The organism is Marinobacter sp. UBA3607 (genome assembly GCF_002375525.1).
Classification (GTDB): Bacteria; Pseudomonadota; Gammaproteobacteria; order Pseudomonadales; family Oleiphilaceae; genus Marinobacter; species Marinobacter vinifirmus.
On the sequence record NZ_DFLY01000003.1, the window covers coordinates 61877 to 74777 of the forward strand.

Genomic DNA, 12901 nt, shown 5'->3' on the forward strand with positions numbered 1-12901 from the left:
TTCACGACTCCTGTTGGGAAATGGCAACACCGTCTCCAACCGAGATTCTGCCACTACTCAAATGAATGGCATTCTGGCCGAAGATTACGCCATCAGGCGTTTTACGATAGGTAGAGAGCGTTTTCAGAGGCTCGGTTCCGGCATCTTTGATGCCCGTTTCGGGATCTACGGTTGTCAGAACGCATCGGGAACAGGGTTTGACGACCTGAAATCCTACAGTCCCGATCACCAGCGATCGCCAGTTATCCTCGGCCCATGCCGGCACGCCCTGTATGACAATATTGGGCCGGAACCGTGTCATGGATACCGGCTGCGTCAGGCGGGTATTCAGCTCATCCAGTGACCCCTGGTTGGCGAGCAGAAACGGAAAGCCGTCGGCAAAGCCCACACGCCGGTTATCGGCGACCCGCTCCGAATCGACCCGGCGAAAACTGGAATCGGGCATATAGACAAAGCGAAGCGGGACACCACAGAACTCACTTAACGCCGCACTTGCTGCAGGGTCACCCATCAGGGCATCGACGGTATCACGCCAGACCACGACCCGAACCTGCTCCTCCTCCTGCGGCACCAGGGAAAAACGCCCCTGATCCGGAATCTGCACCTCTACCGCATCATCGCTCATCACCGCACTGACCAGGGCAAGCCTTGGCACCTGCCGCTGGGTTACAAACCGGTTCTGATCGTCCACGATCATCCAGCGGCGATCCCCTTTCGGGCCGAAATCGTCCAGCTCAAAACCTGGAACTTCAACGCCTGCCAGGGATTTTACGGGATACAGGTAAAGTGACTGCACCTTCATCTTGAGCGCTCGCACAGATCAGTTTAAAAATGAGGATGCCGAGTATAGCTGACACAGACAATAGAAAGGGGAGTTATCCGGAGCCTGAAAGCAAAAAACCCGACACTGGGGTCGGGTTTTTTGGAATCTGGAGCGGGAAACGAGATTCGAACTCGCGACCCCAACCTTGGCAAGGTTGTGCTCTACCAACTGAGCTATTCCCGCAGATCTTTGTGAGGGCGTTGCCTCTCAACGGCTGCGTATTCTACTGATCGATCGCAGCGCGTCAACAGTTTTTTTAAGAAATTATGAAAGCGGATTATTGGCCAAACCTCCGCCCTCCCTCCAGATATTCCAGCTCCTGCTTCGTAGATTTACGCCCGAGGGCACGGTTACGGTGGGGAAAGCGGCCAAACCGGGCAATGATGTCGTGATGGTCCCGGGCTGACTGCAGGAAGCTCTCAAGAAAATCTCCCAGCAAGCCGTTGTGGCTTGCCGCCAACTGCCGATAGCACTCCACCGACAATTCCTGGTCCTTGATCTTCTCGGAGTGCTGTAACGGCATATACAGAAAGGCGCGTTGAACCGCCGGTAACTGAACATCCTGGCCCTGGTCCATCGCCCGCCGGCACAATTGCCTGGCCAGGCGATCGTGCTCGAAAGCCAGCGCAGCGCCCCGGAAGATATTCCGGGTAAACTGGTCCAGCAACAGGATTTCCGCCAGGGCACCGCCGGCAGCTGTACGCCAGTGCTCCAGCCCCTCCTCGGAGGCAAACAAAACCAGGGACAAAAAGCGGCGGCGAATCTCCTGGTCAAACTTTCTGTCAGACCGGAACCAGCGGTTACGATGAAATGCATCCGGCAGGCCCTGGTCATCCAGGGGGCCAAACCAGTAATCCAAAAGCTCTTTCCAATCGAACATTCAACCACTCCCTGATACATTTAGGGCAACAGTATCGTATAACTTTGCAGTCATTACGTATCAGCCAATCCATCTGATCATTCCGGAGACCTCATGGCAAATCCTCACCGCATTATCCTGCTGGCTCACGGCAGCAGCGACCAGCGCTGGTGCGATACCTTTGAACAACTGGCCAAGCCTACCCTCGAGTCAGTCGAAGACTCGTCCATTGCCTATATGGAGCTGGCCGAGCCTTCCCTGGAGACGATTGTTGCCCGGGGCAAGGAAAGCGGCGCCACCAGCTTTACCATCGTTCCGTTGTTCCTGGCTGCGGGCCGGCATTTACGCAAAGACGTCCCGGCCATGATTGAAGAGCTCGAGAAACAGCATGGTGTAGAGATCCGGCTGGCAGACCCTATTGGACAGAACCCGCACCTGGGTGAAGCCATCCGGGATGTTGTCCAGGACGAACTGGGCCGCGCTGCAGTCTGACCACCCGGTTTGCATGGAGGGAAGCAGACATGGAAAAGCGAATTCTGATAACCGGCGGTACCGGCTTCATTGGCCAGGTTCTTTGCCAGGAACTGGCCAGCCGGGGCTGGTCACTGACAGTGCTGAGCCGACAGGCGCCCAACATCGTCAAGGAACTTTGTGGCCCCGTTCAGGTAATTGGCGACCTTGGGCAGACCTCCGGTGGCGCCGGCTTTGATGCGGTCATCAACCTGGCCGGCGAAGGCATTGCAGACAAGCGCTGGTCTGATAAACGAAAACAAGCCCTCAGGGACAGCCGCATCGCACTGACCCATGATCTGGTCAGCGCCATGGAAAGCTGGGCGACCAAACCCGGGGTACTCGTATCCGGCTCTGCTGTAGGTGTGTACGGAAACCAGGGCGATCAATTAGTTACCGAAGAGACCTCACCCAATATCGAGTTTACCCACGAGCTTTGCCGCGATTGGGAGCAGGCAGCTCTGGAGGCGGAGAAACTCGGTGTACGGGTATGCCTGTCCCGTACAGGCGTGGTGGCCGGCCCCGGTGGAGGTTTCCTGCAGCGAATGCTGCTGCCCTTCAAACTGGGGCTGGGCGGTAAGCTTGGAAGCGGTCTCCAGTATATGCCCTGGGTGCACAGAGACGACGTTGTCGCCGCCCTGATCTGGATGCTGGAAAACGAACAGGCTCACGGCCCCTATAATGTAGTCAGCCCTGCACCTGTAACAAATGCCGAATTTACCAAGGGGCTGGCACGGGTGCTGAGCCGGCCCGCGATACTGCCTGCACCTGCATTCGCATTACAGTTGATGCTGGGGGAAATGGCCCGGCTGTTGCTCACCGGCCAACGAGCGGTTCCGGCAAGACTGGAAAAAGAAGGATTCCGGTTCAAGTACCCGGAGTTAGCGGATGCCCTGCAAGAAGGCGTGAAGTGAATTTTTTTGAAAAAAAGCGTTGACAGGCCCAAGGCCCTTACTTAATATACGCGCCACCTCGACGAGGCAAGCTTTTGAAAACGTTGCGTCCCCTTCGTCTAGTGGCCTAGGACTCCGCCCTTTCACGGCGGCAACAGGGGTTCGAACCCCCTAGGGGACGCCAATTTTTCCCAAGCTTTGATAGCACCCGAAGGTGCTATCCGCCATGGCTTCCATGATGATGCTTGGCGACACCCTTCGCACCGTGGTGCTTCTGATCTTTCATGATGAAGACACCAACGCCTACGAAAAATCCGATCATCAGCAACACTGTTACGATACCTGCGATTACTACAGCGTCCATATACATGGCCGTTCTCCTGTTTGATTCCGAACTTGACTAAGCTCAGGTTACGCCCCTACCGCCCACACCATCTTGACCTGCATCAAGCCCGAAACACCGTTGCAATAAGTGTCAAACTGAGACTTCTTCCGGCAATTCTTCCGATTTATCCTGAGTTTGCAGGGCAGTTGTCATAAACTGTTGCTATAGTCGTTTGCAGGGAAGCTGGGTTAACGCCCAAATCACAACACGGTTTGCAGCGCCTGGTTATGTCAGATACTTCACAAGGTGGCCTGGTCACTGAAATGCCAGACATTACGACACGTCTGAAACGTATTCGTACGGCCTCTCCTCTCTCTATCAGGCTCCTGGCATGGATCCTTCTCTTCAGCTCGGCCTTTACTTTGCTGGCGTCCGGCATACAGATCTATTCGGACTACCGCCAGGACCTCCACAAAATCCAGCAGAGGCTCGATGTGATCGAAGCAGGCTACTCGTCCAGCCTTGCCCGCAGCCTATGGGCCCTCGACCAGAAATCCCTGCAAACCCAGATGGAAGGCATTCTCAGCCTGCCCGATATCGACCACCTGCGCCTGCGCATAGAGCCGGATTCCGAACTGGTCATGGGGCAAAGCCCCCGGGGCGACGTGCTCAGCCACAGCTTTGACCTGGTTTACCGGGATGACGAACCCTTCAACCTTGGCCGAATTACCATCACCGCCGGACTGGAGCGGGTCTATCAGGATCTCAGGCACCGGGTGGGCGTCATCATCGCCACCCAGTTCTTCACCATTTTCTTTATTTCCATCCTCATTCTCTGGATTTTCCGCCACCTGGTTACCCGGCACCTGACCGCCATGGCCGGTTACACCCGCGATCTTTCCCTGAAAACCCTGTCGCGGCCGCTCAAACTGGAACGGCCGGACACCCCGGGCAATCGCCGGGACGAACTGGGCCTGGTAACAGACGCCATCAACGAGATGCGTGAGCGGCTGAACGAAGATGTGGCACGCCGTGAGCGGGACGCTGCCGATATCCTGAAGTTCTCCCAGGCCATCGAACAGAGCCCCTCTTCTGTGCTGATCTGCGACCGGCAGTGGCACATCGAATACGCCAACCAGAAATTCAGCCAGCTCACCGGCTACACCCAGGACGACATCATCGGCAAACACCCGTCCGCACTGGTGGACCAATCCATGAACAGCCGGGAAGCGTGGCACCTGTGGCAGGCAATACGGCTGCAGGTGAAGCGGGTTGGCGTTTGGCAGGGTGAAGTGAACAGCGTAAGGCGCAATGGTGAGCGTTACTGGGAACAGCTGGTGGTAACACCCATCAAGGATTCCAACAGCGATACCACCGGCTACCTGATTCTCGGTGAAGATATCAGCATCCGTAAACGCTACGAACAACAACTGTTGCGCCAGGCCAACTACGATGTGCTTACCGGCCTGCCGAATCGCATGCTGGCACTGGATCGCCTGAAGCTGGCTATCGCCCAGGCCCGCCGGGATGAAACCCAGGTTGGCGTTATGTTCCTCGACCTGGACAACTTCAAACACATTAACGACACCCTTGGCCACGATGCCGGGGACACCCTGCTGATTGAAGCCTCCAAACGGGTCTCCAGCTGCCTTCGCGGCACCAGTACCGTCGCCCGCCTGGGCGGCGATGAATTCCTGGTGGTGCTGCCCGGCCTGAGTGGCCCCGATGCCGCCTGCCAGGTGGCTGATCGCATCCTTCAAACCTTCTCGACCCCGTTCATGCTGGGCGGGCAGGAAGTGTTCGTTACCACCAGTATTGGTATCGCTACCTTCCCACAGGACTCCGATAACAGTGGCACCCTGCTCCAGCACGCCGATGCCGCCATGTACGAAGCCAAGCACAAGGGCAAGAGCGCCTATTCCCGCTTCACGCCGGAAATGACCGAGATCTCCCACGAGCGGTTGCAGATGGAATCCTACATGCGCAAGGCCATGGAGCTCGGCGAGTTCGAGCTCTATTTCCAGCCAATCATCGACACCCACTCCGGCAAGCTGGTGTCTGCCGAAGCCCTGCTGCGCTGGAACAACCCTGCCCTGGGCATGGTGATGCCGGATCGTTTCATTCCGCTGGCCGAGGAAACCGGGCTGATCATTCCGATTGGCGAGTGGGTCATCCAGGAAGCCTGCAAAGCCGCCCGCAACTGGCAAACCCTGACCGGAAACCCCATCGGTGTGGCGGTGAATGTGTCGCCGCGCCAGTTCAGGGATCCGGGCTTTACCGATGCCGTCATGCGTGCGCTCGACGCCAGCGGGCTGAGCCCGGAACTGCTGGAACTGGAAATCACCGAACGACTGATTCTGGACAACTCCATTGAAACCGCTGATATCCTTCGCAAGCTTGACCGTTCCGGAATCCGCCTGACGGTGGACGATTTCGGTACCGGCTACTCAGCTCTGAGCTACCTCAAGAGCTACCCCTTTGATACCCTGAAAATCGACAAGTCCTTCATCCAGGACGTGCTGACCGAAAACGACGATGCCTCGCTTGTTCGCGCCATCATCACCATGGCCCACAGCCTTGGCCTGAAAGTGGTGGCAGAGGGCGTCGAAGCCGAAGCCCAGACCCACTTCCTGAAGGAAGAACATTGCGATTACTCACAGGGCTACTTCTACAGCACTCCGCTCCCGGAACAGGATTTCATCCAATGGCTCGACACCAACGAGCGGGCCAGCACCTAGAACCAACACGGCGAGAACATGGAAGAATCAATACTGGTTGTGAACTGCGGCAGTTCCTCCCTGAAACTTGCACTTTTTGATCAGAAAAACCGGAAAATCGCTTCGGCGCTGGCCGAAAAGCTGAACAACAGCGATGCCTTTGCACGGATTTCCGGTGACGACAATCCGGTGAAACTGCCGGCCGGCGCCAGTCACGAACAGGCCCTGCAGGCGCTGGTGAACGAGTTTCGGAACCGGCAATTGCTGACCGGCACACCCAAGGCTATCGGCCATCGGGTTGTACACGGTGGCGAAACCTTCCGTGAAGCCGTCCTGGTGGATGATGCCACCGAACAGGCCATCGAAGCCTGTGCTGAACTGGCCCCCTTGCACAACCCGGTCAACCTCGCCGGTATCCGTGCCATGCGGGCCCTGTTCCCGGACCGCCCCCACGCCGCCGTCTTCGATACCGCCTACCACCACACCCTGCCGGAGCGGGCTTATCGCTATGCGCTACCCGAGCATTGCTATACCCAATGGGGCATCCGGCGCTATGGCTTTCACGGCACCAGTCATTACTTTATGGCCCGGGAGGCCGCAAAGCTGCTGGGTAAAACACCGGCGACCACATCGATTATCTCGGCACACCTGGGCAATGGCTGCAGCATCACCGCCATCCGCGATGGCCTGAGCGTTGACACCAGCATGGGCCTTACACCCCTTGAAGGCCTGGTGATGGGCACCCGAAGCGGCGACGTCGACCCCGGCCTGTTCGACTACCTGGCTACCCGGGGCGTCAGCGCCGCCGAAGCCCACCGTATGCTCAACAACGACAGCGGATTGCTGGGTCTGTCCGGGCAAACCAACGATATGCGATCCCTGTGCGAGCTGGCTGATCACGGCCACGAACCCTCACAACTGGCAATTGATGTGTTCTGTTTCCGCCTTGCCCGCTATGTCGGTGCCATGACGGCCTCTCTGTCACAACTCGACGCCCTGGTGTTTACCGGCGGTATCGGTGAGAACAGCCCCCGCATCCGACAGGAAACCGTCAAACACCTGGGGCTGCTCGGAATTGAACTGGACACCGGCCTGAACCGTGATCATGGCAGGATGAGCGACGGCTTTGTCAGTAGCCCCGACTCACGGTTCCCCGTACTGGTGATTCCCACCAACGAAGAACTGGTTATTGCCCAGGAAGCCGAGCGCCTGGCCTCCGCCTGAACGACCGAACCCGATAGATTTACAGGACAACCCATGGCAAAAAGTCTTTTTATTGCACCTACCTCGATGGAATCCGGCCTGACCTCCGTTTGTCTTGGCCTGCTCCGGGCCCTCGAGCGTGAAGGCGTGAGCGTTGGTTTCTACAAGCCATTCAGCCAGTCGGTACACCGCGGCGAAGCCATCCATAACGCCGGCCGCGATTCTTCCACGGCGTTTGTCACCGCCAGCAGCCACCTGCAACCACCCGATCCGATTCCCCTGAAAGAAGCCCAGCAACTGCTGAATCGAGGCAAGGGTGACCTGCTTCTGGAAAATGTCGTTGGCGAGTACCAGAAAGTCGCCAACCAGGTCGATATCGTTATCATCGAAGGCCTGGTGCCAGACCGGAGCGAAGCCTACATCGCACGACTCAATGTCGAAGTGGCTCGCAACCTGGGCTCCGAGGTAATCCTGGTGAGCGCACCAAGAAGCTGTTCCGCCTCCGACCTTGACGAGGAGCTGGATTTCTCTGCGCGCCTGTTTGCCGCCCCCTCAGATCCGGACGTCATTGCCGTCATCCTGAACAAGATTGGCGCGCCGGAGAAATCCGGCATGACCCTGGACCACCACCGTCCGGCGAAGGGAGACGTTATTGATTACCGCTCGGCCTGCAAGGTGTTCACGTCTGGCCGCTTCCACTTGCTGGCCGAGATTCCCTGGCAGCCACACCTGCTGGCGCCACGGGTGTCCGATGTTGCAAGGGAGCTCGGGGTGCCGGTATTGCACGAAGGCCATATGCACAGCCGGCGGGTTCAGAAAGTGTCTGTGTGTGCCCGCACCATCAGGAATATGACCGACACCCTGAAGCCTGGCACCCTGATGGTCACCCCCGGTGACCGCGAAGATATCGTGGTGACCACGGCCCTGGCAGCCCTGAACGGTGTGCCCCTGGCGGGCCTGATGCTTACCGGCGGACTGATGCCGGACAACCGGGTCATCGACCTGTGTCGCAGGGCACTGGATACCGGCCTTCCGGTACTCAGTTCCGATGCCAACACCTACGAAACCGCCCATATGCTGGCCAGCCTGTCGTCCGCCATCCCGATTGATGATCCGGAACGGATCGAGGAGTCCATGGAGTCGGTTGCCCGCCGCGTGGATACCGACTGGCTCCAGGAACACCTTAAGGTTCAGCGCCAGAGCCGGCTGTCGCCACCGGCTTTCCGTTACCAGCTGTCGGAGCGAGCGAGGTCTGCCAATAAACGCATCGTATTGCCGGAGGGCTGCGAGCCCCGTACCGTGCACGCAGCCATTATTTGCCATCAGCGCAAACTGGCCCGCTGCGTGTTAATCGGAAATCCCCAGGAAATCCGCTCGGTAGCGGCAGCACAGGGGCTTGAGTTACCGGAAGACCTGGAGCTGATGGATCCTGCCTCGATCCGCGACCGCTACATCGCACCGATGGTGGAGTTCAGGAAGCACAAGGGGCTTACCGAAGACATGGCAGAAGCCATGCTGGAAGACAACGTGGTGCTCGGCACCATGATGGTCGCCATGGATGAAGCCGATGGCCTGGTTTCCGGTGCCATCCACACTACCGCAAACACCGTGCGCCCTGCCCTGCAGCTGATCAAAACCCACGACAACGCCAAGGTGGTGTCGTCAGTATTCTTCATGCTGTTGCCGGAACAGGTGCTGGTATACGGAGACTGTGCCATCAACCCGGACCCGAACGCGGAAGAGCTGGCCGACATCGCCATCCAGAGCGCCGAATCGGCGGAGGCCTTCGGTATCCAGCCAGTGGTTGCCATGATCAGTTACAGCACCGGCGAGTCCGGTAGTGGGCAGGATGTCGACAAGGTGCGTGAAGCCACCCGCATTGCCCGGGAACGTCGTCCGGACCTGCTGATCGACGGTCCGCTGCAATACGATGCCGCTGCGATTGAAAGTGTCGGCAAATCCAAGGCACCAGACAGCAAGGTAGCCGGTAAGGCCACGGTGTTCGTGTTCCCGGATCTCAACACCGGTAACACCACCTATAAGGCCGTACAGCGCAGCGCAAATGTAGTCAGCGTTGGCCCGATGCTTCAGGGTTTGAGAAAGCCGGTGAACGACCTGTCACGGGGTGCGCTGGTGGAAGATATCGTGTTCACCATTGCCCTGACCGCCGTTCAGGCGCGCCAGGTAGAGGAAGCGGGAGTGGCGTGAACCACTCCCGGTCCTGCGGAGAGCCCGGTTGATCAGCGTTTAACGCTTTTCTGCCGGGTTTTCTTGATCTTGCGACCTTTCTTCAGGTCGTTATCCTTCTTGACCTTCTGCCGTGGTGTCAGCCGGTCAACCTTGTTGGCAAACGGGTTTTCACCGGACTTGAATTCGAAGCGGATGGGCGATCCCACCACTTTCAGCACCTTGCGGAAGGTGTTCTCCAGATACCGTTTGTAAGCCCCGGGCAGCGAATCCACCTGGTTACCGTGCACCACAATCACCGGCGGATTAGAGCCGCCCTGGTGTGCGTAACGCAGCTTGATTCGCCGGCCATGAACCATGGGCGGCTGATGCTGGGCTACGGCATCCTGCAGGATTGCCGTCAGGCGGTTTGTGGGCCACTTCGCCATGGCAGATTCGTAGCAGGCCTGCACCGATTCGTACATCGTGCCTACCCCGGTGCCATGCAGCGCCGAGATATAGTACTTGTCTGCATAATCCAGGAAATCGAGGCGACGGGCCACCTGCTCCTTCACCTTGCTTCGGTCTTCCGGATCCATGCCGTCCCATTTGTTGACGGCGATCACCAGTGACCGGCCGGCATCCAGCACAAAGCCGATCAGGTGCAGGTCCTGGTCTACCAGACCTTCCCGGGCGTCAATCACCAGGATCACCACGTGGGCGTCGTCGATGGCCTGCAGGGTTTTGATGATGGAGAACTTCTCCACCACTTCGTGAACGTTTTTACGGCGCCGTACCCCGGCGGTATCAATCAGGGTGTACTGCTCACCATGGCGCTCGTAGGGAATGTATACGCTGTCGCGAGTGGTACCCGGCATGTCATAAACCACCACCCGGTCTTCACCCAGCATCCGGTTAACCAGTGTGGACTTGCCTACATTCGGACGGCCCACAACGCCGATGCGGATACCCGGATAACGATCGGCCCGGTCCTGCTCCTCCGGATCTACCGGTTCAGGCAGCAGGGTTTCCAGCAAGGTACGGATACCGCGGTTATGGGCTGCGGCGATGGTAAAGCTGGATTCAAAGCCCAGGCGATAGAAATCCGCCGCCGCAACATCCGGATCCTGGCCGTCGGTTTTGTTAACCACCAGGTGCGCCTGCTTGCCGGAGCGGCGCAGGTGGTCAGCAATCATTTCGTCACCGGCCGTCAGCCCTGCCCGGCCGTCTACCAGGAACAGGACGATATCGGCCTCTTCCACAGCCTGCAGGGACTGCCTGGCCATTTCAGCGTCCAGGCCGACTTCGTCACCGGTCAGACCGCCGGTGTCGATAACAATGAACTTCTGCCCTTCGTAATGACCTTCCCCGTATTTTCTGTCACGGGTGAGGCCCGGAAAATCTGCCACAAGGGCATCCCGGGAACGGGTCATCTGGTTGAACAGGGTGGACTTGCCAACGTTTGGGCGGCCCACCAGGGCTATTACTGGGGTCATATTGGTCTGCTATGCAAATAAAACAGAAACCCGGCCGTAGCCGGGTAAATTCATGGGGCTGTCAGTCGTCCTGCTCAAGCCTGAGCACGGACAGTTTGCCGCCGTTTCCGTAAACCAGCAGATTACCATCTCTCGTAACCTGAACCGGTACGCGGATACCCTCACTGTCGAACTTCACCTGGCCCTGCAGGCTGCCGTCCTCGGCGGACAACACGTGCAGATAACCCTCGAAATCGCCTACCACCAGATAGTCTCCGGAGACGGCCGGACGGGTTACCTGGCGCCAGGACAACTGATCCTGAACCCACAGCTCCCTGCGGTCGTTGCCACGAAGCGCCTGGATGTCACCATTGGCCGAGGCCAGGTAGATATTGCCGTTACCGATTGCCGGTGAATAGAAGCTGGATGCCGGCCTGCTCCAGATTTCCTGGCCGGAACGAATATCCACCAGGGCCAGCTTGCCCTGATAACCCGCCACCATAATGGCGGAATCCAGCACCAGCGGCTGGCCGCCAATATCCACCAGGCGCTCAAGCTCTGTACGGCCCTGCGGCTGGCCTACTTCGTACTGCCAGACCGGCTGCCCGGCGGCTGCCGTCAACGCAATGACCCGGCCGTTGGCGAAGGACGCGATCACCACGTCTCCACCCACCAGCGGAGCAGCGCCGGTGCGCATGGTCAGAACCGGAACCTGGGCATCGTACTGCCAGAGCTGGTCACCGTTCCCGGCATCAAAACCGATCACCCGGCCATCGGTGGTCTGCGCCACTACCAGGGAACCGTTAGACTGCGGCGCAGCTACCACTTCCGTTGGCAGGCTCACGCGCCATTGTTCACTGCCATCCTCACTGGACAGGGCGATCAGTTCGGCATTCCGGCTTGCCAGGTACAGTTGCCGGGCATCAGCACCCGGGCCCGCAAACAAACGCTCGTCCAGGTCCTGCTCCCAGATCAGCTCGCCGTTTTCGCTTTGGACCGCGACAACCTCGCCGTCTGCAGAGGCAGCATACAAGGTGTCACCCGCATACAGCGGCGCCATGTGCAGGAACTCACCGTCGTGGCCATCGCCAACCGACATGGACCACACCCGGTCGAACTCCACACGCTCGTCGATTTCCGGCAAGGGGGCAGGCTGTTCAAAGGTATCGGTGGTGCTGCATCCGGCCAGGGCCATTGCCGCAATGGATGCCGCCGCCAGGAAACCCGAGCGGATGCTTCTGGATACCGGCATCAGGCGTCCTCCCCGACGCCCAGGTCAGACAGTTTCAGTTCCAGGACACCGCTTCGGCCCTGTTGGTTCTGTTCCCGGGCGGTCAGATAGGCTTCCCGGGCACCATCCTGGTCGCCTTTGGCCAACAGGATATCGCCCCGAAGTTCGGAGAAAATGGCATTGAAGGCATCCGCTTCGCCAGCACCATCAAGCGTGGCCAGGGCATCGTCGTGGTTGCCGGCGGCAAACTGGGCCCGAGCCAGGCGGTTGCGCACGACCAGGGAAAGCGCCTTGTCATCAGCAGCCTTGTCCAGCGCCCAGCTGAGAGATTCTACTGCAGCGGCTGGATCGTTCTGTTCGGCCAGTTGCTGGCGCGCCATCACCAGGTTGCCGTAGATGGCATAGGCGCTGTCGGAGTGCTCTTCACGCAGGGTTTCGGCGACAAAGGCCATGGTGTCTGTGTCAGATTCTCCCTGCTCACCCGAAAAGGCGTTCAGCAGATTGGCGAACTGGTTGGCTGCTTCCGCCCGTTGCTGGGCCTGGTGGTTCTGCCAGGCTTGCCAGCCGAAGACAATGGCGAGTGCCGCGCCGATACCGATCAGCAGCGAACTGCCGTTCTTTTTCCACCAATCCTTGATCGCCTGGACCTGTTCTTCTTCTGTGCGCAACTCGGCCATGAAAACTCCTGATTAATTATTA

At 58.7% G+C, this 12901-nt stretch carries 11 protein-coding genes and 2 tRNA genes; 6 read left to right on the forward strand and 7 right to left on the reverse strand.

The window, feature by feature from the left end:
* Position 1: 1 nt before the first annotated feature.
* From B2589_RS00520 to B2589_RS00530, 3 genes are all read right to left on the reverse strand, one after another.
* Positions 2–802 carry an MOSC domain-containing protein gene (locus tag B2589_RS00520; RefSeq protein WP_286815284.1) on the reverse strand — a complete coding sequence of 267 codons (801 nt, stop codon included), beginning with the start codon at positions 800–802 and terminating at the stop codon, positions 2–4.
* Positions 803–930: 128 nt separating this feature from the next.
* Positions 931–1006, reverse strand: a tRNA-Gly gene (locus tag B2589_RS00525).
* Between the two features lie 94 nt (positions 1007–1100).
* Positions 1101–1703, reverse strand: a complete 603-nt coding sequence (locus tag B2589_RS00530) for a DUF924 family protein (RefSeq protein ID WP_286815285.1) — start codon at positions 1701–1703, stop codon at positions 1101–1103.
* 93 nt (positions 1704–1796) lie between these two features.
* Here B2589_RS00530 and B2589_RS00535 point away from each other — a divergent pair, with 93 nt between their 5' ends.
* From B2589_RS00535 to B2589_RS00545, 3 genes are all read left to right on the forward strand, one after another.
* Positions 1797–2174 carry a sirohydrochlorin chelatase gene (locus tag B2589_RS00535; RefSeq protein ID WP_094625060.1) on the forward strand — a complete coding sequence of 126 codons (378 nt, stop codon included), beginning with the start codon at positions 1797–1799 and terminating at the stop codon, positions 2172–2174.
* 29 nt (positions 2175–2203) lie between these two features.
* On the forward strand, positions 2204–3106 hold the full coding sequence (locus B2589_RS00540) for a TIGR01777 family oxidoreductase (RefSeq protein ID WP_286815286.1): 903 nt from the start codon (positions 2204–2206) through the stop codon (positions 3104–3106).
* A gap of 87 nt (positions 3107–3193) precedes the next feature.
* A tRNA-Glu gene (locus tag B2589_RS00545) sits at positions 3194–3269 on the forward strand.
* 33 nt (positions 3270–3302) lie between these two features.
* Here the strand turns inward: B2589_RS00545 and ccoM are convergent.
* Complete coding sequence (gene ccoM / locus B2589_RS14335; RefSeq protein WP_286815287.1) at positions 3303–3449, reverse strand: cytochrome c oxidase subunit CcoM; 147 nt, start codon at positions 3447–3449, stop codon at positions 3303–3305.
* A gap of 284 nt (positions 3450–3733) precedes the next feature.
* Here ccoM and B2589_RS00555 point away from each other — a divergent pair, with 284 nt between their 5' ends.
* The 3 genes from B2589_RS00555 to pta are packed head-to-tail and all read left to right on the forward strand — an operon-like array spanning position 3734 to position 9538.
* Positions 3734–6148 carry a bifunctional diguanylate cyclase/phosphodiesterase gene (locus tag B2589_RS00555; protein ID WP_286815288.1) on the forward strand — a complete coding sequence of 805 codons (2415 nt, stop codon included), beginning with the start codon at positions 3734–3736 and terminating at the stop codon, positions 6146–6148.
* 18 nt (positions 6149–6166) lie between these two features.
* The gene (locus B2589_RS00560) at positions 6167–7351 is read left to right on the forward strand and encodes an acetate kinase (RefSeq protein WP_286815289.1); all 1185 of its coding nucleotides are present in this window, start codon (positions 6167–6169) and stop codon (positions 7349–7351) included.
* A 33-nt stretch (positions 7352–7384) separates the two neighbouring features.
* The gene (pta, locus tag B2589_RS00565; protein ID WP_286815290.1) at positions 7385–9538 is read left to right on the forward strand and encodes a phosphate acetyltransferase; all 2154 of its coding nucleotides are present in this window, start codon (positions 7385–7387) and stop codon (positions 9536–9538) included.
* A gap of 32 nt (positions 9539–9570) precedes the next feature.
* Here the strand turns inward: pta and der are convergent, their stop codons facing one another.
* From der to B2589_RS00580, 3 genes are all read right to left on the reverse strand, one after another.
* Complete coding sequence (gene der / locus B2589_RS00570; protein ID WP_022989213.1) at positions 9571–10992, reverse strand: ribosome biogenesis GTPase Der; 1422 nt, start codon at positions 10990–10992, stop codon at positions 9571–9573.
* Between the two features lie 61 nt (positions 10993–11053).
* The gene (gene bamB, locus B2589_RS00575) at positions 11054–12223 is read right to left on the reverse strand and encodes an outer membrane protein assembly factor BamB (RefSeq protein WP_286815291.1); all 1170 of its coding nucleotides are present in this window, start codon (positions 12221–12223) and stop codon (positions 11054–11056) included.
* Positions 12223–12879, reverse strand: coding sequence for a YfgM family protein (locus B2589_RS00580; protein ID WP_022989211.1), 657 nt, complete (start codon positions 12877–12879; stop codon positions 12223–12225). The genes bamB and B2589_RS00580 overlap by 1 nt, the downstream gene beginning before the upstream one ends.
* Positions 12880–12901: the final 22 nt, after the last annotated feature.